This window comes from Lysobacter sp. yr284, from assembly GCF_900107375.1.
GTDB lineage: Bacteria > Pseudomonadota > Gammaproteobacteria > Xanthomonadales > Xanthomonadaceae > Lysobacter.
The window spans coordinates 324418-343954 of the sequence record NZ_FNPT01000001.1 but is presented as its reverse complement, the minus strand read 5'-3'; the positions used below and the strand labels follow the sequence as shown (position 1 = coordinate 343954).

Annotated in this window: 14 protein-coding genes and 4 tRNA genes; 10 read left to right on the top strand and 8 right to left on the bottom strand. The window is 69.2% G+C overall.

What is annotated here, in order from left to right; genetic code table 11:
- Window position 1 precedes the first annotated feature (1 nt).
- Window positions 2-2380, bottom strand: coding sequence for a phosphoenolpyruvate synthase (ppsA, locus tag BLV01_RS01335; RefSeq protein WP_091793375.1), 2379 nt, complete (start codon window positions 2378-2380; stop codon window positions 2-4).
- A 158-nt stretch (window positions 2381-2538) separates the two neighbouring features.
- Here ppsA and BLV01_RS01330 point away from each other — a divergent pair, with 158 nt between their 5' ends.
- The 9 genes from BLV01_RS01330 to BLV01_RS26700 all read left to right on the top strand — a co-directional run bounded on the left by BLV01_RS01330 (window position 2539) and on the right by BLV01_RS26700 (window position 9228).
- Window positions 2539-3360, top strand: coding sequence for a posphoenolpyruvate synthetase regulatory kinase/phosphorylase PpsR (locus BLV01_RS01330; protein WP_091793373.1), 822 nt, complete (start codon window positions 2539-2541; stop codon window positions 3358-3360).
- Between the two features lie 289 nt (window positions 3361-3649).
- Entirely contained in the window at window positions 3650-4201 is a 552-nt protein-coding gene (locus tag BLV01_RS01325) for a DUF1249 domain-containing protein (protein WP_091793371.1), read from the top strand.
- Window positions 4202-4246: 45 nt separating this feature from the next.
- Window positions 4247-4322: transfer RNA gene (locus BLV01_RS01320), tRNA-Ala, on the top strand.
- A 50-nt stretch (window positions 4323-4372) separates the two neighbouring features.
- Window positions 4373-4448 (top strand) — tRNA-Glu (locus BLV01_RS01315).
- Between the two features lie 85 nt (window positions 4449-4533).
- Window positions 4534-4609 (top strand) — tRNA-Ala (locus tag BLV01_RS01310).
- Window positions 4610-4661: 52 nt separating this feature from the next.
- Window positions 4662-4737: transfer RNA gene (locus BLV01_RS01305), tRNA-Glu, on the top strand.
- A gap of 55 nt (window positions 4738-4792) precedes the next feature.
- Entirely contained in the window at window positions 4793-7255 is a 2463-nt protein-coding gene (locus BLV01_RS01300) for an AAA family ATPase (protein WP_139178377.1), read from the top strand.
- 4 nt (window positions 7256-7259) lie between these two features.
- Entirely contained in the window at window positions 7260-8537 is a 1278-nt protein-coding gene (locus BLV01_RS01295) for an McrC family protein (RefSeq protein ID WP_175485726.1), read from the top strand.
- A gap of 49 nt (window positions 8538-8586) precedes the next feature.
- Window positions 8587-9228 (top strand): DUF1294 domain-containing protein, encoded by a 642-nt coding sequence (locus BLV01_RS26700; RefSeq protein WP_091793365.1) that lies wholly within the window; start codon window positions 8587-8589, stop codon window positions 9226-9228.
- A 165-nt stretch (window positions 9229-9393) separates the two neighbouring features.
- Here the strand turns inward: BLV01_RS26700 and BLV01_RS01285 are convergent, their stop codons facing one another.
- The 7 genes from BLV01_RS01285 to BLV01_RS01255 all read right to left on the bottom strand — a co-directional run bounded on the left by BLV01_RS01285 (window position 9394) and on the right by BLV01_RS01255 (window position 16950).
- On the bottom strand, window positions 9394-10140 hold the full coding sequence (locus tag BLV01_RS01285; protein ID WP_091793363.1) for a hypothetical protein: 747 nt from the start codon (window positions 10138-10140) through the stop codon (window positions 9394-9396).
- A gap of 89 nt (window positions 10141-10229) precedes the next feature.
- Window positions 10230-11081: an STM4011 family radical SAM protein gene (locus tag BLV01_RS01280; RefSeq protein ID WP_091793361.1), complete on the bottom strand. Its 852-nt coding sequence runs from the start codon at window positions 11079-11081 to the stop codon at window positions 10230-10232.
- A gap of 4 nt (window positions 11082-11085) precedes the next feature.
- On the bottom strand, window positions 11086-12474 hold the full coding sequence (locus BLV01_RS01275; protein WP_091793359.1) for an STM4012 family radical SAM protein: 1389 nt from the start codon (window positions 12472-12474) through the stop codon (window positions 11086-11088).
- Window positions 12471-13304, bottom strand: a complete 834-nt coding sequence (locus BLV01_RS01270) for an STM4013/SEN3800 family hydrolase (protein ID WP_091793357.1) — start codon at window positions 13302-13304, stop codon at window positions 12471-12473. Before BLV01_RS01270 ends, BLV01_RS01275 begins: the two co-directional genes overlap by 4 nt.
- Window positions 13297-14427: an STM4014 family protein gene (locus BLV01_RS01265; protein WP_175485775.1), complete on the bottom strand. Its 1131-nt coding sequence runs from the start codon at window positions 14425-14427 to the stop codon at window positions 13297-13299. The genes BLV01_RS01270 and BLV01_RS01265 overlap by 8 nt, the downstream gene beginning before the upstream one ends.
- A 28-nt stretch (window positions 14428-14455) precedes the next feature.
- Window positions 14456-15367: an STM4015 family protein gene (locus BLV01_RS01260; protein WP_091793355.1), complete on the bottom strand. Its 912-nt coding sequence runs from the start codon at window positions 15365-15367 to the stop codon at window positions 14456-14458.
- 185 nt (window positions 15368-15552) lie between these two features.
- Window positions 15553-16950: a GntP family permease gene (locus BLV01_RS01255; protein ID WP_091793353.1), complete on the bottom strand. Its 1398-nt coding sequence runs from the start codon at window positions 16948-16950 to the stop codon at window positions 15553-15555.
- A gap of 310 nt (window positions 16951-17260) precedes the next feature.
- On the opposite strand from BLV01_RS01255, the gene BLV01_RS01250 reads away from it, so the two are divergent.
- Entirely contained in the window at window positions 17261-19432 is a 2172-nt protein-coding gene (locus BLV01_RS01250; protein WP_254782505.1) for a TonB-dependent receptor, read from the top strand.
- Window positions 19433-19537 lie beyond the last annotated feature (105 nt).

Sequence of the window (19537 nt, the reverse complement as noted above, 5' to 3'; positions counted from 1 at the left end):
CTCAGCCCTTGGCCTTGGCCTTGGCCAGGCGCAACCAGGTGTCGACCACGGTGTCGGGATTCAGCGACACCGACTCGATGCCTTGCTGCATCAGCCACTCGGCCAGGTCCGGATGGTCGCTCGGGCCCTGGCCGCAGATGCCGACGTACTTGCCCTTGGCGCGCGCGGCCGAGATCGCCATCGCCAGCAGCTTCTTGACCGCAGGATCGCGTTCGTCGAACAGCTGGGCGACGATGGCCGAGTCGCGGTCCAGGCCGAGGCTGAGCTGGGTCAGGTCGTTGGAGCCGATCGAGAAGCCGTCGAAGATCTCCAGGAACTCGTCGGCCAGCAGCGCGTTGGAGGGAACCTCGCACATCATGATCACCTGCAGGCCGTTCTCGCCCTTGCGCAGGCCGTTCTTCTCCAGCACCTCGATCACCCGGCGGCCTTCGTCGAGCGTGCGCACGAACGGGATCATGATCCAGCAGTTGGTCAGGCCCATCTGCTCGCGCACCTTCAGCACCGCCTGGCATTCCAGGGCGAAGGCGTCGGAGAACGACGGATCGACGTAGCGGCTGGCGCCGCGGAAGCCGATCATCGGGTTCTCTTCGTGCGGTTCGTAGCGCGAGCCGCCGATCAGGTTGGCGTATTCGTTGGACTTGAAGTCCGACAGGCGCACGATCACCGGATGCGGCGCGAACGAGGCGGTGATGGTGGCGATGCCCTCGGCCAGGCGGTCCACGTAGAACTGCACCGGGTCGTCGCCGTAGCCGGCGATCTTCTCGTCGATCTTCTTCTTGGTCGCCGCGTCCTGCGAGGCGTATTCCAGCAGCGCCTTGGGATGGATGCCGATGTGGCTGGCGATGATCATCTCCAGCCGCGCCAGGCCGACGCCGGCGTTGGGCAGCATGGCGAAGTCGAACGCGCGCTCGGGGTTGGCGACGTTCATCATCACCTTCAGCGGCGCCGGCGGCATCTTGTCGAGGTCGGCGACGTGGCGCTCGAACGGCAGCGCGCCGTCGTAGATGAAGCCGGTGTCGCCCTCGGCGCAGCTGACGGTGATGGTCTCGCCGTCCTTGATCGTGTCCAGCGCGTTGCCGGTGCCGACCACGGCCGGCACGCCGAGCTCGCGGGCGATGATCGCGGCGTGGCAGGTGCGGCCGCCACGGTTGGTGACGATCGCGGCCGAGCGCTTCATCACCGGCTCCCAGTCGGGATCGGTCATGTCGGCGACGAGCACGTCGCCGGGCTGCACCCGCGCCATGTCGTCGAGGCTGCGCACCACGCGCGCCACGCCGCTGCCGATCTTCTGGCCGATGGCGCGGCCTTCGGCGATCACCGGGCCGCGCTGGCCGAGCTGGTAGCGCTCGATCTGGGTGGCCTTGGCCCGCGACTTCACCGTTTCCGGGCGCGCCTGGACGATGAACAGCTTGCCGCTGACGCCGTCCTTGGCCCATTCCACGTCCATCGGACGGCCGTAATGCTTTTCGATCACCAACGCCTGCTTGGCCAGCTCGTGCACGTCCTCGTCGGTGATCGAGAACTTGGCGCGCAGCTCGGCCGGGGTGTCCTCGGTGCGCACGCGCTCGCCGGGCTGGCTGGAATAGACCATGCGCAGCTGCTTGGCGCCGACGCTGCGGCGCAGGATCGCCGGCTTGCCCTGGGCCAGGGTGGGCTTGTAGACGTAGAACTCGTCGGGGTTCACCGCGCCCTGCACGACCATCTCGCCGAGGCCGTAGCTGGACGTGATGAACACCACCTCGCGGAAGCCCGACTCGGTATCCAGGGTGAACAGCACGCCGGAAGCGCCGACGTCGGAGCGGACCATCAGCTGCACGCCGGCGGACAGGAACACGTCCTCGTGCTTGAAGCCGTGGTGCACGCGGTAGGCGATGGCGCGGTCGTTGTAGAGGCTGGCGAAGACTTCCTTGACCTTGCGCACGACGTCGTCTTCGCCGGTCACGTTGAGGAAGGTCTCCTGCTGGCCGGCGAAGGAGGCGTCGGGCAGGTCTTCGGCGGTGGCCGAGGAGCGCACCGCGACGGCGACGTCGCCGCCGCCGTTCTCGTCGCACAGCGTGCGGTAGGCCGTGCGGATGTCCTGGTCCAGGTCCGGCTGCAGCGGCGCGTCGATCACCCAGCCGCGGATTTCGCCGCCGGCCCGGGTCAGCGCCGGCACGTCTTCCACGTCGAGCGTGGCGAGGCGGTCGTAGATGCGCTGGTGCAGGTCGTTGTGGGCGATGAAGGCCTTGAAGGCCTCGGCGGTGGTGGCGTAGCCGCCCGGGACCGAGACGCCCAGGTTGGCCAGGTTGCCGATCATCTCGCCAAGCGAGGAGTTCTTGCCGCCGACGCGGGCCAGGTCGTGGAGGCGCAGCGCGTGCAGCCAGAGGATGTTCTCGTTCAAGACACACTATCTCCGAGGGGGACTGGGACGCATCAGGGCGCGGCCAAGACGATATGATCGCCCGTGCGTCCGGGGCATACAAGCTTGATCCGGCGGGCTTTTTGTACTGGCCCCCGGGCTTTTTCCGACTGGCACCGTTTTCTTAGACGAGGTTATCGATGGCAGCAACCCGCCCGGTCTTCTACATTTCCGACGGCACCGGCATCACCGCCGAGACCATCGGGCACAGCTTGCTGACGCAGTTCACCGAGACCCGCTTCGTCACCGACCGCATCGCGTTCGTGGATACGGTGGAGCGGGCGCAGGAGGTCGCGGGCAAGATCCGCGAGGCGGCGGTGGCCTACGGGGTGCGCCCGGTGGTCATCAATTCCTGCATGGACGGCGAGGTCGGCGCGGCCCTGGCCGAGAGCGGGGCGCTGATGCTCGACGTTTTCGCGCCGTTCATCGAACCGCTGGAGCGCGAGCTGCACGAGACCCGCCAGCGCCGAGTCAACCAGGCCCACGGCATCGTCGACTTCGACACTTACCACCGCCGCATCAACGCCATGAACTACGCCCTGACCCACGACGACGGGCAGAGCGTGGACTACAACGAGGCCGACTTGATCCTGGTGGCGGTCTCGCGCGCCGGCAAAACCCCGACCTGCGTGTACCTGGCCCTGCACTACGGCGTGCGCGCGGCCAACTACCCGCTGACCGAGGAAGACCTCGAGCACGACCGGCTGCCGCCGCGGCTGCGGCCGTTCCGGCAGAAACTGTTCGGCCTGACCATCGATCCGGTGCGGCTGCAGCAGATCCGCCAGGAGCGCCGGCCGAATTCGCGCTACGCCAAGTTCGAGACCTGCAAGCGCGAGGTCGCCGCGGCCGAGGCCATGTTCCGCGCCGAACGCATCCCGACGCTGAGCACCACCCACACCTCGATCGAGGAGATTTCCAGCAAGGTCATGACCACGCTGGGGATCCATCGCGAGATGTTCTGAACGATTCAGGCGCAGGCTGCGCCGCAGCGATACGCAACCGTCCGGCGCGCGCAGGTGCGCCGGGCTCTTTGTGCGCGTGCGCGCCGCGGCGATGCGCGCGGGCGAAGCGGCCGGCAGCGGAGCAGGGCGTGGCGGGGAAGCGCGATGCTGAATGGAGGCGGGCGGCGATCGCATTGCGCGAGGCCCTTCTTCGTGCCCGCCGGCATCGCGAAAGAGCCTATAATTTAAGGGTTTTTCGCGATTTCGTCAATCCTGCCGCGAACGCCTTCCAGCGTGTAGCATCGCGTGCATGACGCAAGCCGCCTCCCGTTTCGCGCGCATCCCCAAACTCAGCCGTTTCGGCTGGTTGATGGGCCTGTACGCGGAGAACCACGAACGCCTCACCCGCATGTTCGAGCCGGCCGGTCTCGCGCGCGGCGTGTACCTGTCGCAGGTCGGCGACGGCCTGGACCTGCGCCTGGACGTGCTCGAGCAGCATCGCTACACCACCGAGCTGCGCCTGACCTACGCCATGCAGGACCCGCTGACCGGCGAGCCCGATCCTTCGGCCTACGTGCGGCTGTACCACGATGCGCACCAGGTCGAGGCCACCCACTGTTATGTGGGGCGGCGCTGGCAGGACGCGATCGGCATGTACCCGCCGCCGGCGCAGGTGCTCGGCCATCGCATGCGCATGAATACTTTTTTAGGAAAGTGGCTCGAGTATCTAGCCGAACGCGGGCATGGCATGACAAGATTGCGCCCCGTCGAACTCGACCCGTCGCCGCCCGATCCGAACGAGGACGATCCTCGCGAAGCAGGGCACGATGGAGCGGCAAAAAATTCAGCGATGAACGCTTGACGACTTCGCTGAACGCCCGCTAAGATGTTCGTCTTTCCAGCCCGTGGGGCCATAGCTCAGCTGGGAGAGCGCCTGCATGGCATGCAGGAGGTCGCCGGTTCGATCCCGGCTGGCTCCACCACTCTTCGAACTGGTGAAAGGGTTTCGAAGGGAATGAAGTTTCAAAGGTTTGTCCCCATCGTCTAGAGGCCTAGGACATTACCCTTTCACGGTAGCGACCGGGGTTCGAATCCCCGTGGGGACGCCACACCAAAACCCCCTGTCCAGGGGGTTTTATATTGAAGCCCTGCGTTTTCGGGGTTTCGATGCGACACAGAGAGTTTCCAGCGCGTGGGGCCATAGCTCAGCTGGGAGAGCGCCTGCATGGCATGCAGGAGGTCGCCGGTTCGATCCCGGCTGGCTCCACCAATCCTCGGAATGAAAGGGGCCGCAGGGTTTTCCGGAAAACTCGACCAGTTTTGTCCCCATCGTCTAGAGGCCTAGGACATTACCCTTTCACGGTAGCGACCGGGGTTCGAATCCCCGTGGGGACGCCAAATCGATATCGAATCGAGCAATCAGGGCTGCCGAAAGGCGGCCCTGTTTGTTTTCGTGGTTTTCCGCCCCTCGTGGCGGGCCGGGCGTCGCAGGACGCTATCGGCCTCTCGCCGCATCTTGCCCGACTCAGTCGAGCCCCGCCGCCCGCGGGGGGGCGCAGGCAAACTCCATGCGGCTTCGTCGTCGATTTTTGTTCGCGCCCGCATCGTTAGCTCCGGTTTCGCGGTAGCTTTGCCGCTCGGCGCAGTCGCCGATGGCATCGGGTCGGCAGTCGCCGTCGTCTGCCGGTCCACAGGGAGGTATCGGATGTCGCTTTACACTTATCACCACGATGCGCCGGCCGTCGTCGCCGCCGGCCGCCGTTGGGTGCAGGCCAGCTTGGTCGGCGACGGCAGCGTGTTCGGCGCCGACGCAACCGGCACGGCTGCGAACTTCGATGCCCTGGACCTTTATTTCGTGCAGCGGCCCGAGGCGGGAGACGGGGGGTTCTACGACAAGCTGCGCATCCAATTGGCGGATGCGCCGCCGGACGCGCGAAAGTTGATGGCCGAGGTGCTGTGGGCGCTGTTCCTGTTCCCCAGCAACATCACCGCGCAGACCAAGCGCGAAGGCGTGGTGCGGGTGTGGGACTGGTCCGGCGAGGCGCTGGACCCGAGCCATCCGATGCTGGCAGACGCGCTGCTGGGCGGCATTGGTTCCGCGGGCATGGGGGTCAACACCAACCGTTGGCGCGAAGTGATCTACATCATTGCGCTGGGGCGGGCGATCAAGGCGCTGCCGCCGCAGGACCGCGCCGCGGCGTTCGCCGACTACGACCGATTCATGGACTGGATGGCTACGGTGCCGCGCGACGGCGACCGCCAGTTCCGTCACATGCTGCGTTATTTCCTGTTTCCGGAGCGGGTCGAGCGCATGTCGACCAACGGCGACCGGCGCAAGGTGCTGGCGGGATTCGGCGTGGCGTCGATGAAGCAGACCCGGCGTTGGAGCGACCGCGATCTGGACGAGGCGTTGCTGGCCTTGCGCGGGCAGCAGGAGCAGCGCTACGCCACCACCGACCTGGATTTCTACCTGGAACCGCTGCGCGAGAGCTGGAAGGAGCCCAACGAAACCGACGACAGCGCCGAGGAGGACGAGGAGGCGCTTGCGGTGAGGGAGCCGGACGTCGCCTACGCGCTGCGGCCGGCCGCGCGCAACCTGATCCTGTACGGACCGCCCGGCACCGGCAAGACCTGGCGCCTGCAGCAACTGTTCAAGCAGTACACCGACCAGCCGGCCGACGTGGATCGGCCGACCTGGGCGTTGGGCCTGGTGTCGCGGTTCGGCTGGCGCGCGGTGATCGCCGCGGCGCTGGCCGACCTCGGCAAGCCGGTCAAGGTCACCGCGCTGGAACAGCACGAACTGATCAAGGCAAAGGCAGCGCAGCGCAAGCGAAACGGCGTCCGCGCAACCTTATGGGGGTACATGCAGAGCCATACCCCGCTTGAGGTCGCCACGGTCAACGTCGCGGACCGGCGCGCGCCCTACGTGTTCGTCAAGAGCGAAAGCTCCGACTGGTCGGTGGTCGGAGACTGGCGCGAGGTCGATGCCGAGGCGGCGGAACTGGCCGATGCCTGGAAGGCTGGGCCGGGTTCGGCCGGGCGGCCGATCCTGCGCTATCGCGTGGTGACGTTCCATCCGTCGTATTCGTACGAGGACTTCGTGATCGGGCTGCGCCCGGTGGCCGCCGAAGGCGGCGACGGGGCGGTCTCGACCGGTTTTCGCATGGTCGATGGCGTGTTCAAGCAGATCTGCGCCGAAGCGCGGGCCAATCCGAGCAAGCCGTACGCGCTGTTCATCGATGAAATCAACCGTGCCAACATCGCCAAGGTGTTCGGGGAACTCATCACCCTGATCGAGCCGGACAAGCGCGCGCGCTACGACGCCGGCGGCGCGCTGGCGCGTGGCATGGAGGTGCAACTGCCAGGGACCGGCGGCGAGGACGGCGACGACGAGCGCTTCGGCGTGCCGGAGAACCTGGACCTCTACGGCACGATGAACACCGCCGACCGCTCCATCGCGTTGCTCGACATCGCGCTGCGCCGGCGCTTCGAATTCGAGGAGGTGCCGCCTAATTACCAGGTGCTGGAGCGCCGAATCGAGGACGTTCACCTGGGGCGGCTGCTCCAGGCGGTCAACGACCGGCTGGAATTCCTGCTCGACCGCGATCGTCGCATCGGCCACGCCTACTTCAGCCGGGTGGCGAGCCTGGACGACTTGCGCGCGGCGTTCCGATTGCAGGTGATTCCGCTGCTGCAGGAGTACTTCTTCGACGATTGGAGCCGCATCGCGCAGGTCTTGTCGGGCCGCGACGGCCGCTCGCCGTTCGTGGAAACGCGGGTGGTGCGCGCGGCCGAACTGTTCGGCCATCAGGACGTGGGCGCGATGGAGCGCGCCCGCCATGAAACCACCGATCCGTCGCGATGGACGGCGCAGGCGTTCCGAGCGTTGTACGAAACCGCGGCCGGCGTGGACTGACGCGGTGGCCGCGCCCGCGCTTACCGCCAGCGAACACCAGACGCTTTCGGTCGGCGAAGGCGCCGACCTGACCCCGGCGGAAGCCGCGCTGCTCGCGCGCGTGGCCCAGCAACGCCGCGGGTTCTGTTCGCTCGGCCACCGTTCGCTGCGGCTCGCGCAGTATGTGGGGCTGGTGAACCTGGGCGGGCGCGTGCTCGAAGTGCTGCCGAAGATCGGCGAGGACGCCGATCCCGCGCAGGGGCGCGGCACGCTGCTGCGGATGCTGCGCCTGGCCTACGACCTGCCCGCGTTCGAGCAGGGCGGAGTCGGCCATGGGCTGCGCCAGTGCGAGCTGCTGGACGTGTTCGTCCTGGCCTACCTGCGGGCTTTGCTGCAACTGGTGCGGGCCGGTCTGCTGCGGCGTTACCGGACCCGGGAAGACGACCTCGGCGTGGTGCGCGGACGCATGTTGCTGCAGCGCCAGGCCGCGGTGCATGCGATGCGGGTGGACCGGCTCGCCTGCCGGTTCGACGAACTGACCCTCGACAATCCCTGGAATCAGGTGCTGAAGGCCGCGCTGCTGGCGGTGCGGCCATGGGCGCGCGGACTGGAGTCGGGCCGGCTGTGGCTGGAGATGGCGGCGGCTTTGGACGAGGTGTCGGTCCGGCACGATGCGCTGGCGTTGCAGGCGACGTTGGCCTCGGACCGCCAGGTGCATCACTATGCGGCCGCGCTGCAGTGGGCCGGATGGATCCTGAGGCTGCTTTCGCCCGACCTGCGCGCAGGCGCGAGCCAGGCGCCGGAGTTGCTGTTCGACATGAACCGCTTGTTCGAGGCCGCGGTGGCGACCCGCCTGCGTGGCCGCGCCTTCGCCGCCGGCTGGCACCTGAGCGCGCAGGACGGAGGCTTCAGCCTGGCGACCCTGGAGTCCGAGCCGGATCGTCCGTTCTTCCGGCTGCGCCCCGATCTGGTTTTGCGCGAGGGGACGCAGGTGCTGGCGGTCGCCGACACCAAGTGGAGCCGGCTGGAGATGGACCGAGTGGGCCGACTGGTGCCGGGCGACGCGCACGTGTATCAGCTCAACGCCTACGCCAGCGTGTATCCCTGCGAGGAGGTCGCGCTGATCTATCCCTGGCATCGCGGCCTGGAAGGCGCGCATCCGACTGCGTTCCGCCTGCCGGGCGCCGGTGCGAGACAGCCGCTGCTGCGTGTGGTGTGCATCGACGTGGGCAGCGACGACTTGCCGTTGCGGGCCGTGGCCGCGTCGTCCCGGTTGGCGCGTCTCGCCACAGGCGGCGCTTGAGGCGTCGCCCGCCGCCGGAACCCGCGAACCCTGCGAAAGGAACGATGCAATGCGACTGGCCGGCCGGATCTGCGAGTGGAACGACGACAAGGGTTTCGGTTTCGTCGCCGCGCACGACGGTGGGGCGCGTGCGTTCGTGCACGTCAAGGCGTTCCAGCCCGGTTCGCGCCGGCCGGCGGTCGGCGACCTCATTTCCTATCGGGCCGTAAAGGACGCCAGGGGCCGCACGAACGCGGTCGATGCGCGCTTCGCCGGGCAGCGGGCCGAGCGGCGGTCTTCATCGTCGTCCGCGCAGCCTGCGCTGTCGCGCCGTATGCCGCGGCGGGCCATCGGGGTGTCGGCGTTGCTGCTGGTCGCGGCGCTGGGCGCGCTGGGATCGGTGCCGGCCGCGATGCCCTTGGTCCAGGGGTTTTTCAGCTTCGCGTCCTACATCGCCTATCGGTGGGACAAGAATGCGGCGGGCGCGAACCGGCGCCGTACGCCGGAGAGCACGTTGCATCTGCTGGATCTGTTCGGCGGCTGGCCGGGTGCGTTGATCGCGCAGCAGCAGTTCCGCCACAAGACGGCGAAGGCGTCGTTCCAGGCCAAATTCTGGGTCACGGCGCTGCTCAACCTGGCCGCCGTGGCCGCCGCCGTGCATAGCGGCTGGGCGCGCGCGCTGACCGATCTGCTGCTCGACGGGCGCGTCTAGCGGCTCGCGCCGCGCGAATCGTCGGTGCCGGGCGCCGATTGCGAGTGCGGTGCGGTCGCCGTCGCGGCGGCAAGGGCGGGGTTGCCATGAGCCTCCAAGCAAAACCCCCGGCGCGACCGGGGGTTTTGCTTCATCGCGCCGCGCGCTGCGGCCGCGGGCGCGGGCTTACTCGGCGGCGGCGCCGTACATCCCGTTGTGCACCGTCTCGACGATGTCGTCGGCGCTGCCGGTGTTCCAGGGCTGGCCCTTGGCCGAGGCGTACAGGGTCAGCTTGGCCGGGATGGTGCGGCTGCCGGCCTGGCCGAGCGCGCGGTCGAACTCGGCGACGCCTTCGAGCAGTTTCTTGGTCTTGAGCTTGGCCGGGGCGCCCTTGCTTGCCAGCACTTCCTGCAGGCGCGCGCCCAGGGCCGGCACGGTGCATTGCATCTCGACCTCGGCGATGCGGCCGTTCTTGACGTACTCGTTGGCGTATTCGCGGCTCGACACGCTGCGGCATTCGGCGCCGGAGGCGAGCAGGTTGACCCGCTTGATCGCCGCGGCGACGGCCGGCTTGGCCTTCTTCTTGTCGACCTTGGGCATGTCCTCGAGCATCGCGTCGGCGAAGCCGTCGTACTGCGCGTCCATGCCGGCCGGGTCGGTCAGGACGATCGCGTTCTCGCCGCTGGCGTGCAGCGGCTTGAGGTAGTCGTTGAGCTGGGCGGTCGCTTCGGCGTCCTGGCGCAGCGAGACCCGGGCGTAGAGTTCGGCGACCAGTTCGGGCTTGAGCGTGTTCTTCGGCGCCGCGGCCTTGGCCGCCTTGGCGGCCTTGGACTTCGACGGCTTGGCGGCGTGGGCCGGAACGAACGCCGGCGCCAGCGCGGCCGGGATCAAGATGGCGGCGAGAAGCGCGTTGCGCAGGGTGGTGGAGGCCATGGTGGCGGTCCTTTGCGGAAAGTAGGAGGCGGGGCCGCTCGATGCGGCGGCCTGGGAGGGGGGCGCGGCCGCAACGGCCGTCGCTACAGCTAGACGAACGAGGGCACCCGTTCCAGTACGCCGCCGGCGTAATCGCGCTGGAACGGCAGGTCGGGGCGGTGGGCGTAGCCGATGTAGCAGTCGCAGCGCGCGTTCGGGCAGGCGCGCTGGCGCAGCTGGGCGGCGAAGCTGCCGTCGTAGAGGTTGCCCAGCGGCTGGTCGACGAAGTGGCAGCGGCGCACGTCGCCGTTGCCGTCGACCGAGACCACGCTCTCGCCGGTCAGGCACGGCGCGCCCAGGCTCGGCGACGGCGCGAGGTTGTAGCGGAAGTGCGGGTCGATGGCTTCGATCCGCGCGATCTGGGCGGCGTCGTAGTAGTCCGGCGGGCGCGGGTCGAAGGCGTTGACCCACATCGGCGTCGCCGCGGGCAGTTCGCGCCGCACCGCCTCGATCTCGTCGAGGTCCTCGATCAAGCCGACCATGCCGACGCTGTGGCGCACGCCGCGCCGGCTCAGTTCGCGGCAGCGGGCCAGGAACGCGGCGCGGCCGACCTGGGTCGGGTGGTAGGTGCACCACAGCGCGAGCTTGCCCAGGTCGGCGTCGTCGAGCCAGCGCAGGCCGACGCACAGGTTGGTCTGGATCGCGGCGCGGCGCACGTGCGCCATCCGGCTCAGCGCGACCAGGGCCTCGCGGTAGTGGCGGCGGACCAGGCCTTCGCCCCAGGGGGTGAACAGGATCGACAGATCCATGCGCTGCTGCCCGGCCCATTCGACGAAGCGGGCGAGGTCGGCGGCGTCGCGGCGCAGCGCCTCGCGGCTGTCGTAGGTCTTGGCGAACGGGCAGTAGCCGCAGTCGTAGTTGCAACTGCTCAGGCGACCGCGATAGAGCACGGACAGGTGCATGCGCTCAGCCCAGGCGGTAGTCGCGCATGCGTTCGACGATGGCCGCCGAGGCCAGCCACGGGCCGATGGTGTCGGCGCGGGCGAGGCCGGCGTCGGTCAGCTCGATCAGCTCGGCGCCCGCGCTGGCCAGGCCATGCTCGAACAGTTCGCGCAGCTGCGGCAATTGCTCCAGGCAGTCGGCGCCGAAGCGGCGGCGGTAGTCGGCGCGGTCCAGGCCGGGGCGGATCAGCAGCGACTGGATCGCGTGCCGGCGCCGGCGCTCTTCCTCGCCCAGGGCGATGCCGTAGTCGGCGGCGGCGAAGGAGGCTTGGTCGCGTTCCAGGTAATGGTCGAGGATCTCGGCGACGCTGCGCCGGGCCACGCCGTACTCGCTGGAGTAGTGCAGGCTCGAGGTGTACGAGCGCGCGCCGCAGCCGACGCCGACCATGCCGTCGCTCTGGCAGCAGTACACCGGCGCGGCGATGTCGGGCGCGTGCGGCGCGCGGAACATGCGCATCGACACCTGCTGGTAGCCGGCGGCGAGCAGGCGGTCGCGGCCGGCCTGGTACAGGGCCAGGCGTTCGTCCATCGGCTCGGCCTGCAGCGGCAGGCGCGCACCGGCCTTGGCTTCGAACTTGGCCTCGATCCGGCCCAGGCCGGTCAGCGGGCGCACGTACAGCGGATACAGGTAGAGCTCTTCGGGGCGGTGTTCGAGCGCGCTGTCGATCGAGGCCAGGAAGCTGGCGACGGTCTGCCCGGCGATGCCGTAGATCAGGTCGAGATTTAGCGTAGGCATGCCGGCGGCGCCGATCTCGGCGATGGCCTGCTCGACCACCGCGCGCTGCTGCGGCCGCACCAGCGCGCGCACCTCGGCCTCGCTGAAGCTCTGGATGCCCATGCTGACCCGGTCGATGCCGCGCTCGCGGCACAGCCGCATCTTTTCGGCGTCGACGGTTTCCGGCGAGACCTCGATGCCGGCGGGGATCGCGTGCAGGTCGATGCGGGCGTGGCGCTCGACCATCGCGAACAGGCGCCGCAGCTGCGCCGCGTCGAGATAGCTCGGGGTGCCGCCGCCGATGGCGAAGCGGACGAAGCGGTGCTCGTCCAGCGCCTCGCAGGTGGCGCGCAACTGGCGCTCCATCTGGTCGAGGTAGCGCTCGACCTTGGCCGGCTCCGGCCGCGCCAGCGCGAACAGGTTGCAGAAGCCGCAGCGGTAGCTGCAGAACGGCACGTGCAGGTACAGGAACAGCGAGTCGCGCGGTTCGCCGGCCCACAGTTCGCGCAGGCCGCGCGGCGGCTGCAGCGGGCGGTAGGCGGTCTTGTGCGGATAGGAATACGAATAGGCCTGGTACGGCGGCAGGCGCAGCAGTTCGGCCAGGCTCGGGGCAGCGGTTGGGTCGGCGACGGCGTTCATGGATCGAGGAAGAAATGCGCGTAGGGCACGGTCATCACCGTATCGTGGGCGAGGCGATGGCCGTGGAAGCCGTCCTCGCCGTAGGCGGTGCCGTGGTCGGAACAGACGATGGCGAAGGCGCCGCCGCGCGCGCGCAGCGCGTCCAGCAGCGGCGCCAGCGCGGCGTCGACGTAGCGCAGCGCGGCGCAGTGGCTGGCGTAGCCGTCGGCGTCCGCGCCGGGCAGGTAGTGGCGGTTGGGCTGGTGCAGGGCGCTGACGTTGACGAACACGAAGCAGCGCTGGTCGCGCAGCGCTTGGCTGCCCAGGCGTTCGCAGGCCAGCGCGACCTGGCGCTCGGTCGAATCCGCCGCGGTCACGCCCAGGCCGGGGTGCCAGTGGCTTTCGTCGAACAGGCCGGGGAGCTGCGAGCCCAGCGGATTGCGCTTGTTGAAGAAGCCGACGCCGCCGATGCAGATCGTGTGGTAGCCGGCGTCGCGCAGGCCCGAGACGATGTCGGCGCGGTCGCGGAACACGTGGGTGCCGGCGGCGGTGGTCTCGCTGCCTTCGAACTCCAGCGCGAACAGGCGCGGGTGCGGCCCGGGCCGCGCCGGCGTCGGCAGGAAGCCGGCGAAGAACGCGGCGTGCGCGGCGTAGGTGAAGCTGCCGGGCGTGTGCCGGCGTTCCCAGCCTTGCGCGTGCAGGTGCCGCGCCAGCACCGGCAGCTCGCCGCGCGCGAAGCATTCCTGCGCCGCGTCGAAGCGCAGGGTGTCGAGGGTGACCAGCAACAGGTCGCGCCGGCCGACCACGGCGCGCATGTCGGGGTTGTCGTAGCGGGCGCCGGCGTCAGGCATGCGCCGGCTCCGGCGCGTGCGGCGCTTGCGGGGCGTTGGACGCCGGCACCGGGCGCAGCAGCGCCTGGTCCTGGTAGGTGCTCAGGCCCTGCCACGGCAGGTCGAGCAACAGGTCGCCGAAGGCGTTGGCTTCCAGCACCCAGCTGCGGCCCTCGCGCAGGATCAGGTCGAAGCCGATCATGCGGCTGCGCGGGAACGCCATCGCCGCCTGCTGGGTGGCGATCTCCAGCGCGTGCATGGCGGCGTCGTCGAGCCAGTGCGCCAGCGCGCCGCGGCGGTTGCCCAGGTGCAGGTTGGTCAGCGGGCCGCGGCCGACGCGGGCGACGCGGTGGCGCAGGAAGCCGTCCAGGGCGACCGCGCGGATGTCGTAGTGGCCGCCGTCGCCGTCGGGCGCGCGCGGCTTGGGAATCCAGCGCTCGACATAGGCGCCCTGCGCGGCGATCGCGTCGACCAGCGCGGCGATCTGCGCGGCGGCGTCGTAGCGCCGCGGCTTGAGCGAGTTGAACACGCGCGCGCCGTTGCCGTCGGCGTCCAGCTCGGCCGAGCCGTAGGCCGCCTCGCGCCCGCCGCGATTGGCGCGATAGGCCAGCACGCCGGCGCCGGAGGACCCGTAGCGGGCCTTGACGAACACCTGGCCGGTACCGTGCTCGCGCAGCAGCGCGCGCAGGTGTTCGTAGCCGTGCAGTTCGCCGAGCAGCGGCGGGATCGCGATGCCCTGCGCGCGCAAACGCAGCTGGCAGGCGAGCTTGTCGCTCATGCCGGCGATGTCATCGGGCGGGTTCAGATACCCGGCGCGCGCGGGCAGGGCGTCGAGCAACTGGCGAAAACCGGCGTACCAGTAATGCTGGTGCGCCAGTTCGCCGTGGCGCAGCGGCTGCGGCGGCGCGCCGGGCGCGCCGAGCGCGCGCCAGCCGCGCTCGACCAGGGCCGCATGCAGGGCCGGGGCTTCGCCCGGCGATTCGATCTTGACCAGCGCGCCCGGCCGGGCGGCGATGCGCTCGGCCGCGCGCTGCGGCGCGGCGAGCAGGTCCTCGTAGTGCAGCTCCTCGGCCGCGGCCAGGCCGCGCTCGCGCAGGGCCAGCTGCAGCCCGCGCAGCCGACGGCTGTCGCGCGGGCCGATCAACAGCCAGCCGGGCGGGGCCATGCGCTGTTTACTCGGATACCGCCACGTAGCGGTCGCCGTCGTCCTCTTCCTCGGGATCGTCGAGCACCACCTGGCACGGCAGCGCGCGCAGCTTGGCCTGCCACTGTTCCGAAATGTAGTGGTGGCTCAGGTCGATGCGCTCCAGCGCGCCGAGGTTCGGGCTTTCGGCCAGCGCCTGCGCGCCGACGTCGCCGATGGTGCCCAGCGACAGGTCCAGGCTCTGCAGCGAGCCCAGCCACGGCTGCTGCGCCAGCCACACGGCCAGCTCGTCGCTGATTTCCGAATCGCGCAGGCCCAGGTAGCGCAGGCGCTCGGGGCCGATCTTGGCGAGCAGGTTCTGGTACGCGGCGATGCCGCCGTCGAAACCGTAGTTGTCGCTGCCCAGCCACAGCTCCAGGTGCTTGAGCGCGGGCAGGGTGGAACCGGCGACGGCGTCGACGATCTTGCTCGGCAGGCCGCCGCATTCGATCGCCAGCTCTTCCAGCGCGTCGTGCGAGAACGCCTGCAGCTCCAGGTTGGTCGAGCCGCGGATGCGCAGCGACTGCAGCTGCGGGAACGCGGCCAGCAGCGGGTTGTAGGCGCTTTGGGTGATCCACGAGATCTCGCAATCCTCGTAGGTCATGTCGCCGAAGAACAGCGCGGTGAGCTTGGGCAGCTTGGCGCGGTATTCGATCAGCGCGTCGATGTAGCCCTGCGGGCCTTCGTCGTGGGCCTCGCTCCAGGCGCCGACGATCAGGGTTTCCAGTTCGGCCGGATCGACCTTGGACAGGAAGTCGTCGAGCAGGTCGCGCTGCCTCTCTTCGCTGTCGTAGTCCTGGGTCAGCCGGTAGACCACGTCGCCGCCGGCGGGCGTGGCGCCCATGCGGAATTCGACGACGCGTTTGCCGCGGTAGATCTGCGAGTATTCGCCGATGGTCACGTGGGGCTCCTTGCCTGCGTTGGTAAACGAGGGCGAAGCATACCTAAGGAGCGGGGACTGTTGTAACCATCGCCTGCGGGCGGCTGTTGTGGGAGGGGCTTCGGCCCCGATGCTCTTGTGCCGGATCGCCGCGAGCGGAACGAACAGCATCGGGGCCGAAGCCCCTCCCGCAAAAGCGCGACCGCTCAGACCAACCCGGTGGCGTAGAACGTCGCGATCACCACGAACACCGCCGCGGTCTTGATCAGGGTGATCGCGAACACGTCCTTGTAGGCCTGGCGATGGGTCAGGCCGGTGACCGCCAACAGGGTGATGACCGCGCCGTTGTGGGGCAGGGTGTCCATGCCGCCGGAGGCCATCGACGCGACCCGGTGCAGCACCTCCATCGGGATGTCGGCGGCCTGGGCGTTGGCGATGAAGGTCTCCGACATCGCCGCCAGGGCGATGCTCATGCCGCCGGAGGCCGAACCGGTGATGCCGGCCAGCGCGGTTACCGTGATGGCCTCGTTGACCAGCGGGTTGGGAATCGCGCCGAGCGCGTTGGCGACCACCAAAAAGCCCGGCAGCGCGGCGATCACCGCGCCGAAGCCGTACTCGCTGGCGGTGTTCATCGCCGCCAGCAGGGCGCCGCCGATCGCCGCCTTGCTGCCTTCGGCGAAGCTCGCCGCGACCGGCTTCCAGGCGAACGCCAGCACCGCGGCGATGCCGAGCAGCAACGCGCCTTCCACCGCCCAGATCGCGGCGACCTTGGACACCTCCTGCACCACCGGCGCGGCGTCGCCGATCACCGCCGGGACGAAGCTGTGCTGCTTGCCGTAGAACTGCGGCAGCCATTCGCTGAAGAGCTTGTTGGCGACGCCGACGATCAGCAGCGGCGCGATCGCCACCAGCGGGTGGGCGAGCTTGCCGCCGGCGAACGGCGCCGGTTCGTTGAGCAGCTGCGTGCCGTAGCCTTCGCCGGCCTTGAACGCGCTGCGCCGGCGCCAGTTCAGGTAGACCAGGCCGACGATCAGGATGAACACGCCGCCGAGCGTGCCCAGCCACGGCGCGGCCCAGGTGTTGGTGCCGAAGAACGCGGTCGGGATGATGTTCTGGATCTGCGGGGTGCCCGGCAGCGCGTCCATGGTGAAGGTGAACGCGCCCAGGGCGATGGTGCCGGGGATCAGCCGCTTGGGGATGTCGCTCTGGCGGAACAGCTCGGCGGCGAAGGGATAGACCGCGAACACCACCACGAACAGCGACACGCCGCCGTAGGTCAGCAGCGCGCACACCGCGACGATGGCGAGCATCGCGCGTTCGCGTCCGACCAGGCGGATGGTCGCGGCCACGATCGACTTGGAGAAGCCCGAGGTCTCGATGACCTTGCCGAAGATCGCGCCGAGCAGGAACACCGGGAAATACAGCTTGAGGAAGCCGACCATCTTGTCCATGAACAGGCCGGTGAACATCGGCGCGACCAGCGCCGGGTCGGTCAGCAGCACCGCGCCCAGCGCCGCCACCGGCGCGAACAGGATCACGCTGTGGCCGCGGTAGGCGACGTACATCAGGAAGCACAGCGCGGCCAGCACGATCAAGAACGCCATCGGTTCGGATTCCCCTCATTGCGGCGCGGGCGGCGGGCCCGGCTGCGCGCAGTGTCGGCAATGCGGCCGCGCCGGCGGCATTGTCCGAAGGTACAGCTGCCGGGCGCGGCGGCCGCCTCCTAGGCTGTGCGCCATGACGGGGGACTGCGCGGCGCGGGGCGCTGCGCGCCGCTTGCGCACAGCCACCGGCAACCATTCGCATCCAGCTCCCGGGGGAGGGACAGCCATCGTGATCCGCATCAACCGACACTCCCAAGGCCGTCATGGCGGCGCCCGCCGCGCCGCGCTCGCGTGCGCCGTCGCCTCCGCGCTGCTGGCGCCGGCGGCCTGGGCGCAGGACGCCGCGCCGGCCGCGGCCGAAGCCAAGAACCTCGGCGCGATCACCGTCACCGCGCGCAAGCGCGAGGAAACCCTGCAGGAAGTGCCGGTGGCGATCACCGCGTTCACGCCCGAGGCGCTGGACCGGCTCAACGTCGAGGACCTCAGCGACCTCGACGCGCAGGTGCCGAACCTGACCATCTACGCCGCGCGCGGTTCCTCCAGCACCATCACCGCCTACATCCGCGGCGTCGGCCAGTCCGATCCGCTGTGGGGCGTGGATCCGGGCGTGGGCATCTACATGGACGATGTCTACATCGCCCGTCCGCAGGGCGCGCTGCTGGACGTGTTCGACGTCGAGCGCATCGAAGTGCTGCGCGGCCCGCAGGGCACGCTGTACGGCAAGAACACCATCGGCGGCGCGATCAAGTACATCTCGCGCGGCCTGCCGACCCAGTTCGACGGCTTCGCCGCGGTCACCGTCGGCAACTACGGCCAGCTCGACGTCAAGGCCGCGGTCGCCGGCCCGATCGGCGGCCCGACCCAGGGCGGCGACGCCACCCTGCGCGGGCGCCTGTCGGTGGCCAGCCTCAACCGCGACGGCTTCGGCGAGAACCGGCTCACCGGCCAGGACGTCAGCGACAAGGAAATCCTGGCCCTGCGCGGCAGCCTCGGCGCCTACGTCAGCGACGCGCTCGACATCCAGTTCGCGTTCGACTGGATGGACGACCAGTCCGGCGTGCGCGGCGCCAGGATGCTGGCGCCCAACCGCTTCGCCCCGGGCCTGGCGCCGCTGGACGACCGCTACGACATCCGCAGCGGCATGCCCAACGTCAACGACACCACGATCAAGGGCGTGTCGGCGGTGGTCAACTGGCGCGCCAACGAGGACTGGGCGTTCAAGTACGTCATCGCCAAGCGCGAGTCCGACACCGAGACCAACATCGACTTCGACACCCTGCCGAACAAGATCGCCGACGTGAAGGCGTTCTACAGCGACGAGCAGGTCAGCCACGAGCTGCAGGCCAACTACGACGGCGGCGGCCGCGCGCGCGGCGTGATGGGCGTGTACGCCTTCGACGGCTCGGCCGGCGGCCAGGTGCTCAACAACTTCTTCAACGCCAGCTTCGGCGACACCCAGGGCACGGTCTACACCGAGTCGCTGGCGTTCTACGCCGACTGGACGTTCGACCTGACCGACAAGCTCAAGCTCGACGTCGGCGCGCGCTACACCGACGAGGACAAGCGCGCCAAGGTGTTGAACCAGGGCTACCGCGACGCCAGCTTCACCGTGCCCAGCGGCGCGATCCTGGCCAACTTCGACCGCAAGATCAATTTCAAGAACACTTCGCCGAAGGTCTCGCTCGACTACCAGGTTACGCCGGACGTCATGGTCTACGGCCTGGCCACGCGCGGCTTCAAGTCCGGCGGCTACAACATCCGCGCCCAGGCCGCGGCGGTGCCGCGCTCGGCCGAGCCGTTCGACGACGAGGTCGTCGACAGCTACGAGCTGGGCACCAAGATGGCCTTCTTCGACCAGCGCATGTTCCTGAACCTGTCGTACTTCCACAACAAGTACAAGGACATCCAGCTGTCGGTGTTCACCGCCTACGACAGCAACGGCGACGGCACCGAGGACGCGTTCTTCGGCGACTTCACCAATGCCGGCAAGGGCACGGTGCAGGGCCTGGAAGTCGAGTACCAGTGGCTGCCGAGCCAGAACTGGCTGATCTCGGGCAACCTGGCCTGGCTCGACGCCAAGTACGACGAGTTCATGTACGCCGGCGTCAACATCGCCAAGGAGCAGGAGTTCACCAACGCGCCCGAGTTCTCCGGCGCGCTCAACGTGGAGTACCGCACCGACCTGTCCGACGGCAGCAACCTGTCGGCGCGGGTGGGCTACAGCTACCAGAGCGAGGTGGTCGCCACTACCGAGATCGTGCGCACCGGCGCGGTGCCGATCACCCAGGACGGCTACGGCCTGATCAACGCCGGCGTCACCTGGAAGAGCCAGGGCCCGTGGACGGTGTCGCTGCAGGGCAGCAACCTGGCCGACAAGGAATACCGCACCACCGGCTACAGCCTGAACTCCGCGCTGGGCGTGTACACCGGGTTCTACGGCGCGCCGCGCCAGTACTCGCTGACGGTCAAGTACGACTTCTGATTTCGTTCCAAGCGTCGAATGGGGAGTGCGGCCGGGACGCCGCGTCGGGCCTGCGTCCGGGGGACGCAGGCCCGTGTTTTTTTGAGGGCGGGGCAGGGACGCCCC

Coding starts and splice junctions, on each gene's coding strand:
- BLV01_RS01280 (WP_091793361.1), bottom strand. CDS start 11,081: ATGCACCTGTCCGTGCTCTATCGCGGTCGCCTGAGCAGTTGCAACTAC.
- BLV01_RS01330 (WP_091793373.1), top strand. CDS start 2,539: ATGGCAGCAACCCGCCCGGTCTTCTACATTTCCGACGGCACCGGCATC.
- BLV01_RS01255 (WP_091793353.1), bottom strand. CDS start 16,950: ATGGCGTTCTTGATCGTGCTGGCCGCGCTGTGCTTCCTGATGTACGTC.
- BLV01_RS01325 (WP_091793371.1), top strand. CDS start 3,650: ATGACGCAAGCCGCCTCCCGTTTCGCGCGCATCCCCAAACTCAGCCGT.
- BLV01_RS01275 (WP_091793359.1), bottom strand. CDS start 12,474: ATGAACGCCGTCGCCGACCCAACCGCTGCCCCGAGCCTGGCCGAACTG.
- BLV01_RS01285 (WP_091793363.1), bottom strand. CDS start 10,140: ATGGCCTCCACCACCCTGCGCAACGCGCTTCTCGCCGCCATCTTGATC.
- BLV01_RS26700 (WP_091793365.1), top strand. CDS start 8,587: ATGCGACTGGCCGGCCGGATCTGCGAGTGGAACGACGACAAGGGTTTC.
- BLV01_RS01270 (WP_091793357.1), bottom strand. CDS start 13,304: ATGCCTGACGCCGGCGCCCGCTACGACAACCCCGACATGCGCGCCGTG.